This is a genomic window from Vibrio sp. 1CM24A (assembly GCF_023161725.1).
In the GTDB taxonomy this organism is placed as follows: Bacteria; Pseudomonadota; Gammaproteobacteria; order Enterobacterales; family Vibrionaceae; genus Vibrio; species Vibrio coralliirubri.
The window spans coordinates 362876-378225 of the sequence record NZ_JALNTS010000006.1; the positions used below are offsets into that span (position 1 = coordinate 362876).

The 15350-nt window shown below is 41.5% G+C and carries 15 protein-coding genes; 9 read left to right on the top strand and 6 right to left on the bottom strand.

The genetic code is table 11. The features are described from left to right. The first annotated feature begins 24 nt into the window (after positions 1-24). From MSG38_RS15495 to MSG38_RS15505, 3 genes are all read left to right on the top strand, one after another. Positions 25-522 (top strand): hypothetical protein, encoded by a 498-nt coding sequence (locus MSG38_RS15495; protein WP_193840925.1) that lies wholly within the window; start codon positions 25-27, stop codon positions 520-522. A 207-nt stretch (positions 523-729) separates the two neighbouring features. Then, positions 730-1020: a putative quinol monooxygenase gene (locus tag MSG38_RS15500; RefSeq protein ID WP_017062386.1), complete on the top strand. Its 291-nt coding sequence runs from the start codon at positions 730-732 to the stop codon at positions 1018-1020. A gap of 329 nt (positions 1021-1349) precedes the next feature. Beyond that, positions 1350-1991 carry a response regulator transcription factor gene (locus tag MSG38_RS15505; RefSeq protein WP_050643435.1) on the top strand — a complete coding sequence of 214 codons (642 nt, stop codon included), beginning with the start codon at positions 1350-1352 and terminating at the stop codon, positions 1989-1991. A gap of 96 nt (positions 1992-2087) precedes the next feature. On the opposite strand, the gene MSG38_RS15510 is transcribed toward MSG38_RS15505, so the two are convergent. From MSG38_RS15510 to MSG38_RS15525, 4 genes are all read right to left on the bottom strand, one after another. Then, the gene (locus MSG38_RS15510) at positions 2088-4766 is read right to left on the bottom strand and encodes a carboxypeptidase-like regulatory domain-containing protein (RefSeq protein ID WP_248402157.1); all 2679 of its coding nucleotides are present in this window, start codon (positions 4764-4766) and stop codon (positions 2088-2090) included. Positions 4767-4784: 18 nt separating this feature from the next. Beyond that, positions 4785-5597, bottom strand: a complete 813-nt coding sequence (locus MSG38_RS15515; protein ID WP_048610424.1) for a fimbria/pilus periplasmic chaperone — start codon at positions 5595-5597, stop codon at positions 4785-4787. A gap of 79 nt (positions 5598-5676) precedes the next feature. Further along, the gene (locus MSG38_RS15520; protein WP_248402158.1) at positions 5677-6192 is read right to left on the bottom strand and encodes a hypothetical protein; all 516 of its coding nucleotides are present in this window, start codon (positions 6190-6192) and stop codon (positions 5677-5679) included. An 84-nt stretch (positions 6193-6276) separates the two neighbouring features. After that, positions 6277-6738: a hypothetical protein gene (locus tag MSG38_RS15525; RefSeq protein ID WP_248402159.1), complete on the bottom strand. Its 462-nt coding sequence runs from the start codon at positions 6736-6738 to the stop codon at positions 6277-6279. Positions 6739-6900: 162 nt separating this feature from the next. Here MSG38_RS15525 and MSG38_RS15530 point away from each other — a divergent pair, with 162 nt between their 5' ends. From MSG38_RS15530 to MSG38_RS15550, 5 genes are all read left to right on the top strand, one after another. Continuing rightward, positions 6901-8427 (top strand): cytochrome c peroxidase, encoded by a 1527-nt coding sequence (locus MSG38_RS15530; RefSeq protein ID WP_248402160.1) that lies wholly within the window; start codon positions 6901-6903, stop codon positions 8425-8427. Further along, the gene (locus MSG38_RS15535; RefSeq protein ID WP_248402161.1) at positions 8424-8918 is read left to right on the top strand and encodes a DUF4402 domain-containing protein; all 495 of its coding nucleotides are present in this window, start codon (positions 8424-8426) and stop codon (positions 8916-8918) included. The genes MSG38_RS15530 and MSG38_RS15535 overlap by 4 nt, the downstream gene beginning before the upstream one ends. 789 nt (positions 8919-9707) lie before the next feature. Next, a complete protein-coding gene (locus tag MSG38_RS15540; protein WP_231625261.1) occupies positions 9708-9980 on the top strand; it encodes a helix-turn-helix transcriptional regulator in 273 nt (90 codons plus the stop codon). 69 nt (positions 9981-10049) lie between these two features. After that, on the top strand, positions 10050-11237 hold the full coding sequence (locus MSG38_RS15545) for a GGDEF domain-containing protein (protein ID WP_248402162.1): 1188 nt from the start codon (positions 10050-10052) through the stop codon (positions 11235-11237). A 167-nt stretch (positions 11238-11404) separates the two neighbouring features. Further along, entirely contained in the window at positions 11405-12316 is a 912-nt protein-coding gene (locus MSG38_RS15550) for a LysR substrate-binding domain-containing protein (RefSeq protein ID WP_050643441.1), read from the top strand. Positions 12317-12355: 39 nt separating this feature from the next. Here MSG38_RS15550 and MSG38_RS15555 read toward each other — a convergent pair whose 3' ends face one another. Then, positions 12356-13237 (bottom strand): LysR family transcriptional regulator, encoded by an 882-nt coding sequence (locus MSG38_RS15555; RefSeq protein ID WP_248402163.1) that lies wholly within the window; start codon positions 13235-13237, stop codon positions 12356-12358. A 281-nt stretch (positions 13238-13518) separates the two neighbouring features. On the opposite strand from MSG38_RS15555, the gene MSG38_RS15560 reads away from it, so the two are divergent. Then, positions 13519-14706, top strand: coding sequence for an MFS transporter (locus MSG38_RS15560; RefSeq protein ID WP_248402164.1), 1188 nt, complete (start codon positions 13519-13521; stop codon positions 14704-14706). A 64-nt stretch (positions 14707-14770) separates the two neighbouring features. Here MSG38_RS15560 and MSG38_RS15565 read toward each other — a convergent pair whose 3' ends face one another. Beyond that, complete coding sequence (locus tag MSG38_RS15565) at positions 14771-15334, bottom strand: sugar O-acetyltransferase (RefSeq protein WP_248402165.1); 564 nt, start codon at positions 15332-15334, stop codon at positions 14771-14773. Positions 15335-15350 lie beyond the last annotated feature (16 nt).

Below are 15350 nucleotides of genomic sequence, written 5' to 3' on the forward strand. Positions count from 1 at the left end.
TCATTCTTAATGGTATTGGATATTATGAAGCTTTTGGTCGATCGCACTGGTGAACAGTTTTTAGAAATTCTGCAAGAATCGGGAGACACGCTGACCGTTCAATTCATTACCAATGAAGGCAATCGAAAGGGTAAGCCGTTCCAAGATAACTTGAGTGGATTGTTCCTCACAGGGTGGAAGCCGCGCACCACTTCAACCGCCATCGGATTAGAACGCTTTAAGCAAGGCAAACTTGAAGATCCCAAAGTGAGTTTCGCATTGCACCAACTCTATCCACTCGGTCGAGATGTGAAATTACCCTCTGGCGATATCGCCACAGTCGCAAGTTACGCCAATACCCATGCCGACGGCTACTATATGTTTGTGCGCCTCAACGATGAATTAACCCGACTCAAGATTACACCCGATTGGGAACTGCAACCTTCAGCTCAAAGATTGGCTCTGCCTTATTACCCAGCCCCAAGAACTAAAGAAGAGCTCGACAACATTGACGATTTTGATGCGTGGGCGGGCGGCTTCTAAACACTCCTAACCTACGCCCATTAGCACATAATACCTAAGTTATTATCAATTATTTTTTGACAATGATTCAAATGTAGCACTGTTTATCGTTTAAAATATTCCTACTATTATTTATCCATCGACACAGACTGCAGCTCAATGAACAAAGAGTGGCGCTGTATACACAGACAAATCACCATTTCGGTGAAAAATAATATAGGTACGAACATGACTCAACTAACTATCGTCGCAAACATCGTCGCTAACGAAGACAAAATTGAATTGGTTAAAGCAGAGCTGCTAAAACTGATTGATATTACTCGCGCTGAAGAAGGCTGCATCAACTACGACCTTCACCAAGACAATGAAAACCCAGCACATTTCACTTTCTACGAAAACTGGACGTCGCGTGAACTTTGGCAAACACACATGGGTAATACCCACCTTGCTGAATACATGGCAGCAACCGAAGGCAGTGTTACGTCATTTACACTTAACGAGATGACTAAGATCGCTTAAGTACAGTTTCAGTAGTCTGTTACTAGAAAGCAGACTGACAAGCTATCGAGTTCGATTTGAAAGCCCCGCTGCACGTCAGCGGGGCTCTTGCATTTAAGCGGATATCGTCAGCTGCCTTAGTTAGAGCTTCAAACGGGGCTGAATAAAGTCAATGGTTAAGCATTTTTTCCCTGCAAAACCCATCCTAATAACGTTAGAAATTGATCTAAAACAATCTACACTGCCTATTTTGTCTAACCTAACCCAATCGGGTGATGTGCATGTAATTACATAAAAATATGATGACATATACCGAATACAAGATTTTATATGGACGTCAGCGAGCTAATATGGAAATTACAGCGCCAGAAGACCACATCGTATTTCATATCCTTGGGTTTACCCCACTTCAAGAGTCAGACATTACACAACATATATACCTTTGTTATCAAAGTAAGCCACCTTACCAGGTTCCAACTTACACGAAAGACCGTTATCAGCATCTCTTTCTCGTGCACGATAACTCAGCAATACAATTTCTAAAACAGTACCCAAACCAGAATTGCTCAAATGATATCTGCCTCTTAGTCAATAGTCCTACTGGTCAAGTTGAAGTGCTAATAGAGCATTTGCAGCATGGTTGGCGTGGGGTATTGAACACCGGGTGCACTAATAACGACTTGATGAAAGCCATTAATATTACATTGAATGGCGGTTTATGGTTCCCACGTAGAGCCTTGGACTCCTTCATCATCAACACGATAGATCATTACTACCATCAAGAGTTTATTCAAACTGTCTCCAAAAGTTTCGATCTTACGAAAAAGGAGCAAGCTGTCATGCATCACCTGTTGCACGGATACAGTAACAAGCAAATCGCCTCACAAATGTTTATTAGTCTTAACACCGTGAAGACTCATATTAAGAACATCATGATGAAAACAGATTGTCATTCCCGGCATGCATTTATCAACAAGGTAGCGCAGCTATAACAAATCCATTGAAATAGCTGCACTTCCTCAAAAGGGCCTTTATCTGCTCATTCCATTGAACTAAGTAAAAGCACTTAACGGGGCCAATATCTAAGGTCAATTGCTAACAACAAGCTCTATTCGGATCGGCCCTACAAAGTCACCGGAATTTTGTAGAGTAATCTGATGCTCAGGGATTGGCTTTAGATTGAGGCGTTGTACCTGCTCTGGGTCGACCCTTAATTGATAGTCACCTAAAGGGACTTTATCCATGAAGAAAAAGCCGTCATATTCAGAAGTGCGCTCACTTATAACTCGACCTTTCTGATCAACCAATTGGATTTTTGCCCCAGCGATCGGTTGAAACTCCCCATTCTTAAACAAATAAGCGTCACCATCTACTTCTCCAGTAGCGATAAACGGATAATCAAAAGTTTGGATAATACCGGGACGTCCTAAAGCACTCAGACCTTCAATCGTTGGGTATAAATAAGGATCCTGCATCTTTTGATCATCAATATAAATATTCTTGCTTTCGGTTGTGCTTAGGTCTGTCATTAACAACACACCGCTTTCGGTAGCTTTGCCATTATTGAATGCTATATCTGAAAGTAATTGCTCGCTTGAATCAAATATTCCATTGCCATTAGAGTCATTAAAGGCTCGTACTTCTACCCCTCCAGTCGTCGCTAACGTGTCAGAACGAACATATAGGTGATTGGTCTTATCGACATAACCTACACTAAACCCCATCGAAAGGTGCACGTCATAGTCTCCTTCATCATCACCATTGGCTTCAATACCAAAATCAATATTCTTATACCGTTTACTAACACGGAAACCGTAATCAGTACTCTCATTCTCTGTATCATAGCTAGTATCTATACCAACACTGTATCCGTTGGGTGAACGCCAACTTGCATCAACGCTGTAGCTAGTGATATTGCTTTCTGGCTCTAGATCATAATCAACCGAAGTTCTAAAGGTCCAATCAAACAAACGCTTAGTCAACGCAACATCCCCACTAAATTGACTCTCGCGCGAATAATACAAATCATAATTTAAAGTGTTTGACGTTTGAAAATAGCTTGTCGAAAGTGAGGTTCGTTGCTCCACGCTATATTGGTCTTTCGCATAATCTGAATCTGTTTTTTGTTCTAATTCTTCACGGCCAACGGTCAAGCTGAGCCCTAGAGGACCAAAGCTATCATCTAATCGAACTTCAGATTGACGCGTATACTCATAGACATCCCGTGGCAAATCTTGAGTATCTAATCCCCAAAACTCTAAATGTTTCAGGTTAATGTTGGTCGAGAGCAAGCGAGTTTGAAGTTGCCAATCCAAGCCATTATTTTGGTCGTTATCTATCAACCAATTAACTTGATTATATAGGCCCCAAAACCCTCCCGTAGCGCCGATACTAAACATGTTCTGTCGCAAGCGGTCATCTTGATCATAGAGTGAGACATACCCAAGATTCATAGTCAGATTCTGGCTAACACCGTACTCAAGCCGTGTACTGAAATGCACCTGTCCATTAGGATCGGAATATTGATCAACGTTAGTTAAATCAATAACAGGAACATCGGCTTGATTCATCCCGACTTGATAAGACCACTTTCCCGGACTTAACTGCTCTGAACCAATATAGATCACGTCAACTTGTTCTTGTTGCTGCCCCTCAGGGCCATAAAAAACAAGTTTTATCTCATTGCGACCAAACAACAAATTAACGTCAGAAAACTCATATAAACCATCATTCCGGTCGTTTGCTGTCTGCATGCTTATTAATTGGTTATTAACATACAGCTCAACTTCCCAGCCCGTCGTTAATGGACCACGTAAGGTTGTTCTATCAAACTCTGTCGCACTGGATAAATCGGTATTCGCTAAATAGACCCCTCTTCCTTCAGAGCTACTACTAAGATGCTCAATACTAGGTGTAAAAACATCACCGATTTGAAACTCTGTCGTCCCCAAAATACCTGTATCTTCTGGGTAGCGCCTCCCTAAAGACCAACGGCTGCTAGTTATACTTCCTTCCGAGATAGAGCCTGCAAGATACAACTCACTCGTTAACTTAGCTAAATCTCCACTGGCAAACACACTGTAGTCCGTATCCAAACGATTCTCCGAGTCGAGGTAGGTATCGAGCGTGATATCCATTAACGGGAATGAAAGCCACTGATACTCCCCTTCAATCAGAGGATATGTCGCCTGATTGGTGCTGTTGTTACTCAAATTTCTTGCTCTTTTTTCACGCTCTATTTGTTGTTCTAAAGGAAGTGGCGTTCTTGAATTTACATAAAGAGTCAAATCAGACAGTTTTAAATCCAAATCGATAGGAAACCACTTTTCAATCAGAGTCTTGTTGATGTAAATATCATCAAACTCTTGCAAGTAATCCGATCCCAATAGAGTAGACATATCTCCATTAACTATCACTTCATTGCGCGTGAGGTCTAGCGTAAAGGTTTGGTCTTCTCGAACAAACCAACCTTCAGCCACACCTGCTCCCGGATCAACATCAATAGCTAGCTTTAAAGAGCGAGATAGTTCTCCTAATGGGACTAGCAATGTTCCCTCTCTTGGATAAACCAACACAGCTTCATTCAACACTCTTCTTGCAAGATGTAGCTCCAAAATTATAGGCTCATCATCTATCAACTCATTTGCGATCGCTTGAGCCGATGTGAAGCATATGAGCCACAACGTAATGAGAACTAAAAACCTTGAAAAAAGAGCGAAAAGTGACCTCTGCTTATAATTAATCACTTCCGCCCAAAAACATCTCATGGTTGCCCACCCCGCTGATCAATGTATGGCAGCGAGAGCGGACACTAAATTTAGACCTTCACTAACGAAAACCTGCTCAGTTCCATGCCTCTTAACAACTAACTTCAAAGGGCTATAGCCATCCCAGTTATCTAGATTTAAGTTAACCATGCGTTGAGGTAGTGGGTAGTAAAAACCCATACTCCTCAGCATCGCAATAGGCTCGATATCGTTGCCAGCGTAAACATCGATGTCAGAATATACGCTGGTATTGCCGTATCGACTGAACTGCATGTTTAATGACAGCTGATTGTCTTTTTTAACAAAAGAATACGAATCTAAAGCCACTTGGGTATTGGTTGATGGGACTTTTCGAACGAAGACAGGAATAGATAAAGACGTCGTCATCTGCAGCCCAACACTGACTTCATCATCACCTAAACTATTTTCAAGCGCTTGATTAATATTGTTGGCAGTCTCTTTGGGAACTTCAGTTAACAGAAGGTGACTTCTAAGCTCTCCTACATCTAATCTATGGCTATTTCTGGCTAGTAATTTAATGGTTTGATTTCCATTTGGCGCAATTTTTATCTGCCTTGGCGATATCCTTACATATTTTTTGGCAGAGTTTTTGACACCATCGGATTGTTCTAACCTGCCATCGGGCTTCATCTCCATATCTACAAAACTAATACGATAAGTCTGGGCTTCTTCACTTGGGTTAAATAGATATAAATGTTGTAATCTTTGATTGGGTTCAAACTCTATTCGGTAATGACTCAAACTGACACCAGCATGGCTGATTGTTGAAAAGCAGAATAAAAACAAAATAACTACGTACTTATTAAACATAATACTTCCTTAATATGCGTAATATTGAGTTATAAATAATTGAATTGGAGCTTCAATTATTTGAAGCTCCTTTTATAGATTAAATATATTTTGCTGTTAACGTGTAGCTACAGTTAATATGGCCTGTTTTTCCACCTTCAATACGCATGGTGACACCAACAGGAAATGAGAACTCCTCTTTCTCACCGTTGTATTCCCAAGGCCATTTCCACCACTCTTCACCTTCAACAGGCGCACGATATATTGCTGCTACTTCAGAAGTAGCAATACCACCCGTGCAACTTGCAAACGCACCCATATCGATTTGAGAACGCTGTCCTTTTGTTCCTTTGTACTTGAATTGACCAGGTACGGCGCCAATTGCCGGTACAGATTTCAAGAACCAATGGCCCTCATATACTTTCCCATTAGTACTTAAAGTAATATGACGATCTTTACTTGAAACTGGGAACTTACCAAACGAAGCCGCTTGGCTCTGGGTTAAAGAAATAGGGTTTAAAACATCACCACCAACTTCACAGTCAGCATTATTTTCAGCAATTGCAAACATAGGAACCGATGATGCAACGGCTATAGCAATTAATAATTTTTTCATAACACTATCCTTGAATGTTATCTGCGTTTTTCACGTTTAAACGTCACGTGAAGTTACGCAATATTAATGTCAATTACCTTGTCATCACATGTATGTTGCAGCCAAATTAACCATACACTCAGCACCAAGTTTAGCGATTTTAGGCGAATGATATGTATAGTGAACCGATTCGATAAAGTCATCTTGATCAGGTGTCATGCTGTAGGCATCTGGCTGTTCGAGAACAACGGCACCATCTTCTCCCATACTATCTCCAATATCCTTACACCCATCTGCAACAGTGGCTTCAAATTGAAGTTCATAATCTTTCGTTGCTTCAACGTTAAAGTCTAATTGCGCATCGGTTAGTGTATCAATGAGCACTTTACCAAGGGCACCATTGTTACCATTTGTTGGTGCTGACACAGTAAGCTGATTTAATACATCTGCAGTAACCGTTGCATCTGCGCTTGATGAATCCCAATTAGCATTAGCATTAGCATTAGCGACAAAAGAAGAAGAAGCTAAAGCCAAACCCATACTGACAACGATATATTTAGTTTTCATAATAAATTCCCTTATTTCCGACTTATTGTAATGTCAATCAAACTGTTGACACTAGGAATTATGAAATCATCCATTAAATTTTCATCACCCTTTTCGGGTGATTTAAAATAATCAGAAATAATTAATATTTAAGCATGGCAATTATCTTACGTTAGGTGCGCTATGGTTAGTTCAATTGCAGTGTTGACAATAAACTTGAAAATATCTTTGTGTTGTTTATTTATTATTTCTAGCATCTTTATTCTTATCGCTGGATGCTCAGATAATGAATCAAAAAATAATAAAGATATACAATTAGGGTCTCTCATAGAAAAGAACGAACTGTCCCTTATCCCTTTAATTAATTTGTCCGTTCCCGACATAGATTCACCAATCGCCCAATTGGGGAAAGCACTGTTTTATAGCAAATCCTTAGGTGGAGAAGAAGATAGCGCTTGTGTAACCTGCCACCATCCGTTACTTGGAGGTGGGGATGATTTAAGCCTGTCTGTAGGTGTCGGAGCAGAGTTACCCGATCTGTTAGGCGTAGGGAGGACAACGACTGATCGTTCGGCACCTACAGTACCTAGAAATGCGCTGACCGTTTTCAATATCGCGCTTTGGGAACAAACTCTGTTCTGGGACGGACGAGTTGAAGTTGTCCACAACGTTGGGCTAAAACAAATTAATCCCCCCGATGGCCAACCTGATCTCAACGCCGGTGACGAGCTGTTATTCGCCCAAGCGGCTTTTCCTGTGACGTCCGCAGAGGAGATGCGTGGACATTTTAAACAAATGGCAACGAATGATGAACTACGAAAACACCTTGCCAAGCGGCTAGCTGACGTTCCTGATTATGGGGATCCTCAGCTTGCCTTCAGCCATTGGCCCGATATGTTTCGTACTGCCTTCAACCAACCTTCGGCAAGCGCAAGTGAAGTCATCACCCCTGCAAATATTCAATTAGCCTTAAGTGCTTTCCAACGAACAATGCTCTTTGTTGATAACTCATGGTTTGCTTACTTAAAAGGGGACATATCTGCACTCACAACACAACAAAACCACGGGGCGATTCTCTTCTATGCAGAAAAACAAAATGGAGGTGCACACTGCGCAAATTGCCATAGTGGCCTTTTGTTTTCCGATGAAAAGCTCCACCCGTTAGGCTTTCCACAAATTGGCCATGGAAAAGGAGATGGCGTTGCAGACAGTGATGGAAATACCGATGATTTTGGAAGATACCGAGTAACAAATGATATTGAAGACATCTACAAGTTCCGTACACCGACACTGCTGAACGTGGCTCATACAGCTCCTTACGGTCATGCTGGAAGTTTCAACACTCTAAAGGAAGTGATTTCTTATTCTGCCAACCCATCACTATCATCCTCTACGTATTTTCTGGAGCATCAATGGTGTCAAAGCTCCCAATTATCTCGTTTAGAGGATTGTATGGAACTCTACCCTTTGGCTAAAGAACGAACCCAACAGTCGCTTTCTGCACGTCAAGCGTTTGAACAAAAGCATCCAATTTCGGTCACTCTAACTGATAACGAGATTGAAGATATAGAAGCATTCCTTCATGCATTAACAGATCCATGCATTCTTAACAAAGAGTGCATGAAGCCTTGGCTCTACGATTCATCCGTTATAAACGACCCAGATGAAAACGTACTTCGAGCCGTGAGCGAATCAGGAGAATTGTTATGAAAACCATCAATACTTTGACTGTGTTTTTTTCTGTTTTTGTACTGATTACCAATACACATGCCTCTATTGACACTGCAGAGCGCCACTTCAAGAAGCTTCAATTGAAACAAGTTGAGAGTTTCGATTTTGGAAGACTCATCAGAAATGGAAACCTAAAGGGCACAATTACCATTTCTCCGTCCGGGCAAGTCATCGAAAGAAACATAAGAGCATTGGAGCGAATTAAGCCAGCTCTGTTCTATTTATGTGGCGAACCTAACCATAAATTTCAACTCGAACTGCCAACTCAGGTTAATTTGAAATCAATAAAAGCGAGTTCAATCTCCATAGGAGATTTCACTAGCAACTTGAACAACTGGGAGGGTCAATTACCAGTATCCGGATGCAAGAACATAAGGATCGGAGCAACCATTGAGTGGTATTCGTACAAAAATATAGGCGGTATTGAAAGTCACTTCCCAATTTCAGTCCACTATGTTGATCTCCATTAGTATGGGACGGATGATTTTTAGACAACAGTTCTAATTAGAATAATATTTTCATCATCACATAAACAACAAGCTTATTGTCCAAACTTATATCTGATATTAGGAATACGCCGTTGAATAAACCTCATTTATGGTTGATCATAAAAACAAATAGAATCGCATGCAAATTGATCTCAATCATTTAATTCATCACTTGATAAATTTTCATTAAAACTTCACCCATTAGGGTGATGATAACAACTAAGTAAAATGAATAAATATAAAAGACGCATGGTATAAATCATTAATACAACGAGTGTTGGCTACAATATGCCCATAAACAATAACGATATTACAAATCCAATTGTACCCTGTTTTCCAAATGAATTGGAGAATGAGGTTCGCGAAGGACTAGACAAAATTGGGATTGAACATGTGAGTCTAATCGTACTCTCTAAAGATGAGAGTATCGTTTTCGAGAGTTTAGAATGTCTTTCTAATAGGATATCCATTAACAAAAGAATATCTGAGAGTATTGAGGTTTATATTGAGTCAGCGATGTGCCATAAGAAAAACATCTTGAATTTCAGCTACGATAATATCTTGGACAATCGAATATTTGATCACGAGAAACTATCAATAATCACTAAAAACTTAAGTAAGTATTCTGCTTTTTCCCCTCTAAGCTACGACCACAAAATGGTCGTTATCTTTCACAGCATTGAGTCATTATCTGAACATCAAACTAAACACCTACAACTTGTATCCGATATCATGATTGCTTGGTCTAACTCATGGGTTGCCAATAATACTATGTTGCATTATTGGAAAAAGTACTCAGAGCCTAAAAACATAGATATTACGTCAACACTAACAAAGTCAGAGTTTAACGTTCTGGAGTTATTGATAAAGGGTTTCACTGGGCCAGAGATATCTAGCATTAGGAATGTATCAAAGGAAACCGTGCGGACTCAAATCAAGAGTATTCTTCATAAAACCCATTGTCATAGCCAAAATCAATTGATTTCGAGATTCACTCAAGTTCAATGGACAATAAATTGCCTCCACCGAGGAGTGTATTCTTGAGGTCATAAAACGGATGTTGAATTAACTAAAAAAGTTATCCATTAACTTAATGTAGAAGGATAAGCCATTATGAGTATTCTTAACTTTCTTATTACAAAAAGGAATATACTGACGTCTGGACTAAGCATTCTACTACTACTATTCCATTACAATGGCATTCATAACTTAATAAGATCAATAGAAGTAGAAAAAGAAAAAAGAAACGTTCTCATTTCAAATCTCATTAAAAACAATATAGATTATAACCTCTCTATTTTAAGGGATTTTATCACTAAATTTGAGACTGCCCCTGCTTTAGTAAATAAAGAATTGGTCGCAGGGAGTATAGCTAAAGATCTTTTTCAAGATTCGGAAAGTCACTTCAACTTAAATCACTACTTTGAAAAAATGCCCTCTTCTGAAGTACAAAACATGATACTTCAAGACCAAAACAATCGATATTTTCTACTTTCAGGAAGCCCCATTCACGTTACTTTTTCCTCTTCCTTGTCGCCTCATTCTGAAGCGACAGCACAACTCAAAGTGACGACTGTATCCCTACTTTCACTGAACTTATACCAACTAGACTCGCATAAAAATCGATACTTTCACCTAATTAAGGTGCCTATACCCGTTCTCAATGGAAACGTGCTCATCTTCGATGATATGACAAGTTCAGCCATCGAGCTGAAAAATGAACTGCAAAGCCTTGTAGAGATCCTATTACTTCTTCTTGCCAGCTATATCCTCTTAGCAACTTTTGCACAGTATCAACACAACACGAATATCAAGTTAACTTCTGACACCCTAACCGGTTTGAAGAATCGAACCTATCTACAATCGGCAAACGTTAGATTAAAACATGAGCACCTAAAGCACACGTGTATCTCTGTGATTGTTATCGACCTGGACCACTTTAAAGATATCAATGATCAATATGGGCATCCTACCGGAGACGAAATCCTCATAAGAGTGGCACAAATTCTATCTGAGAATGTTCGCTGCAATGACGAATGTTACCGTATTGGGGGAGACGAGTTCATTGTCATCGTCAAGTCTCATACTCTCTCTGACACCAAAAAACTGGCAGAGAGGTTAAGGGAAAGAATCGCTAAAGATGAAAAGCTTCGGATTATGTCAATGGGAGGGATTTCAGCGTCATTAGGTCTAGCAGTATTGCTACCAAACCAACCCGTTGAAGAAGTTGTTTCCATCGCAGATGAGATGCTTTACCGAGCCAAGAAACGAGGACGGAACCTAGTACAGAGTTACATTTAGATATAGCTGCTTATAAACATAGATTCTTGGCTTTGTATAAATGACTGCAAAGTCAAAAAAACAACACCTAGAGTGTAATACTCTCAACTAAACACTATCTCTACTAGTCATAAGCTTACGCACTAGGTAAACGATACTCCTTCACTACCCCTACTTTAAATGGATTTATGAAGCACTCCGATTTCAACCTAATTCCCATCTTCGTTACTGTTATGGAAGAGCGAAGCATTAGTAAAGCTGCTCATCGCTTAGAGATCAGCCAATCGGCAGTAAGTCAAAGTATTAACAGGCTTAAAATACTATTTGACGACCCTCTTTTCTTTCGCGAAAGCCACGGTGTCTCATCTAGTAAGCTTGCAGAAAGCATTTACCCTCAGCTTTCCGAAGCTGTTCAGAAAATCAGACTCGCAGCCCCACCTCTTTCAAATTTTGATGCAGAAACCAGTTCAAGAGAGTTTTTGATATCCACTATATCGGTAATTGGAATTAGCATACTTCCTAATGTTTCCAATCTTATATTTGAACAAGCCCCTAACGTCACGATTAAAGCGGATTCAAATTTGGCCCACACCGATATGATATCATTACTCAGAAACCAGTATGACTTGTCTATTGATGTTGATTACGGACAATACCCAGGGCTTAAATCTCAAGAGTTGTTGCATGAGGAAGTCTATGTTTTGTGCCGGACAGACCACCCTCGCCTAACGGCCCCTGTAGTAACAATTGAGCAGTTTTTATCTGAAAAGCACGTCATACACACAACATCAAGTCAAAAGCAATGTTACCTGCGCAACAAAGGACTAAGTTATGAACATGTGCTTAAAAAACGGAATGTCGCATGGAGTGCGGATACTATAATAGAAATGATGAATATCGTTGAAAATAGCCACCATATTAGTTTGTTCCCTAAACGATTACTCAATAAATATCTAAAAAATTCAGACTTAAAACACATCCCTTGTGACTTCATTTCAGAGAACGTAAAAATCGCTATGTTTTGGCATCCAGCACGGCACAATGACGTCGGACATCGATGGCTAAGACATTTAGTGTCGGACGCCAGCATTCCTATTTAGTTGAGCGAACTCTCAAAGCCCAATCTATCGAGACTCGGATTACAAACTCAACCTTGGCTGAATAAAGTCAATAAACGCCGAGATACGTTTAGAGACCGATGACGACTTGTAGTAAACCGCATTCACTCGCTCTCGGTCTGTGTTGGCAAGTTTGTCTTGTTCCAGAATAGGGATTAGACGCCCTGCTGCCATATCTTCCTGCACCATAAACCCCGATAAACAAGCAATCCCATTTCCAGCTAAGACTAGTTGACGCACGGTTTCACCATTACTGGCTGTCACGGTAGGCGCGACATCACTTTGGTCTGGCAAAGGCCAATGGTTAAGCACTTTGTTACCCGAAAATCCCACAATTTGATGCGAACTCAAATCTTCAGGTTTGGTGGGTAGCCCACGCTTAGCGAGATAATCAGGTGACGCCACAATATGGAGTAAACTTTTTCCTAACGGTCGAGCGTGCAATGTTGAATCGGACAACTTACCGATTCGAATCGCAACATCGGTTCTCTTTTCGAGAAGATCAACGAAGCCTTCGTTGGAAGTGAGTTCCAACTCAATGTCTGGGTAAGCCTCTTTGAATGACTGCACCAACGGCACTAGCTGATGGAATACGAATGGACTGGCGGCATCGACTCTTAAACGACCTTTTGGCAACTCACCGCGCGACACGATTTCTTCTTCCGCGCTCTGGATCATTTGTAATCCCACCCTGACTGAATCGACAAACTGCCGCCCTTCCTCCGTCAATTCCACGCGTCTCGTTGTTCGGTTGAATATTGAGACGCCGAGTTGCGACTCAACCTTACTCACCGAACGAGATACCTTGGCGACCTGCACATCCAGCGCCTCTGCCGCCGCAGAAAAACCACCAGCATCGACAACGGTGAGTACCATTTCTAAATCATCTGAACGGGTTAACATGAGGTCCCTTCGCTATTTTCATTTTGTTTAATGTCATCTTGCTTGTGCTCATCACAGCTCAAATCATCTGAGTCTTTTCGATCTCATCAGCTTAATCCAATGATCGGCTAACTCTCCGATTATTGCAAATAACACAAAGGTTATTTGTTAATGATAGCATTTTTCACAAATATATTTTGCTAGATAATCCTCGCCATCAAACGAAGCGCTCCTATTGCAGTCACAAGCTGCCCCATTTTATCGCGCTCGGTATTTAACAAAGAACAGTAAGAGAGATGATTATGCCACTAGCATTACTTGCATTGACGCTCAGCGCCTTTGCCATCGGAACCACAGAATTTGTCATCGTAGGCTTGATTCCTACCATGGCGAGCGACTTGAATGTATCTCTGCCATCGGCAGGCCTATTAGTCAGTTTATACGCGCTTGGTGTTGCTATTGGTGCGCCAGTGTTAACGGCATTAACCGGAAAATGGAATCGTAAGGCGGTGTTGCTGACCGTGATGGCATTGTTTGTCATTGGTAACTTATTGGCGTGGCAAGCTCCGGGCTATAACACGCTGATCGCCGCACGAATTTTGACCGGTCTTGCCCATGGTGTGTTCTTCTCGATTGGATCAACCATCGCGACAGGTTTGGTTTCAAAAGATAAAGCAGCCAGTGCCATTGCGATCATGTTTACGGGTTTAACGGTTGCATTGGTAACCGGCGTACCACTGGGCACTTACATCGGCCAAACCTTTGGCTGGCAAGCGACCTTCTTGATCGTTGCTCTGCTTGGTCTTATTGCTCTTATCGGTAGCGCTATCTTGGTTCCAAGCAACCTTAAGCAACCACCAGCGGCGAAGATTTCGGCACAGCTAAAGGTTCTAACTCAACCACGCTTACTGTTGGTTTACGCTATCACAGCACTAGGTTATGGCGGCACATTCACAGCGTTTACGTTCCTTGCTCCAATACTGGAAAACGTATCAGGGTTTGATTCGAGCTCAATCAGCTTAATCATGTTGGTCTACGGTGTGTCAGTAGCGGTCGGTAACATCTGGGGCGGTAAAATGGCCGACAAGATGGGCCCAATTAAAGCACTGACCGTTATCTTCTCTGGTTTAGCCGCAGTACTGGTGGTATTCAACTTTACCGCAGTAAACCCTTACGCAGCTGTTGCGACCATTTTGGTTTGGGGTGCATTTGCATTCGGTAACGTTCCGGGGCTACAAGTGTATGTTGTGAAACTGGCTGAGAAATACACACCAGACGCAGTCGATGTCGCTTCTGGGTTGAACATTGCAGCCTTCAACGTCGGTATTGCATTAGGCTCATGGGGCGGTGGTTTGATTGTCGAAAAATCTGGATTAATGAACACCCCTTGGGTAGGTGCAGTGATCGTTCTGATCGCTCTTGCTCTGACTCGATTCAGTGGTGCGTTAGATAAGAAGCAAGCACAACAAGCTATTCCATCTAGCATCTAGCATCTAGCAAGGATAGAAAAAACAAAGCCCGAACCTAGGTTCGGGCTTTGTCATTTACATCTGATTATTGTCCGTTATCTATCGCTTTCAGCACTTTACATGGATTACCGACGGCAACCACATTGGCTGGGATGTCTTTAGTTACCACACTGCCTGCGCCAATCACGCTGTTTTCGCCAATAGTGACACCGGGGCAGATGATTACACCGCCGCCAAGCCAAACATTGTCGCCAACGTTAATCGGTGTGCCAAACTCAACGCCTTCTTCTACACGGCCTTTCACATCGAGTGGGTGACCTGCGGTCAGGATTTGGACGTTCGGACCAAGCAGCACATTGTCGCCAATGGTCACTTCAGCCACATCCAAAATCACGCAGTTAAAGTTAGCGTAGAAGTTCGTGCCCAACTTGATGTTCGAGCCGTAGTCACAACGAAACGGCGGCTCTAAATGTGCATTTTCACAGCCCGGAATAAGCTCTTGCGTTGCTGCTTCCCATTCAGATGTGTCAGGAATACTGTTATTGAGTTTTTGAAGCACCTTACGACATTCGATACGAGCGGCATAAAGCTCTTTATCCCAAGCCTGATAAGGTTCGCCTGCTAGCATTTTTTGTTTTTCTGTTTTCACGTTACTTACCTGTTCT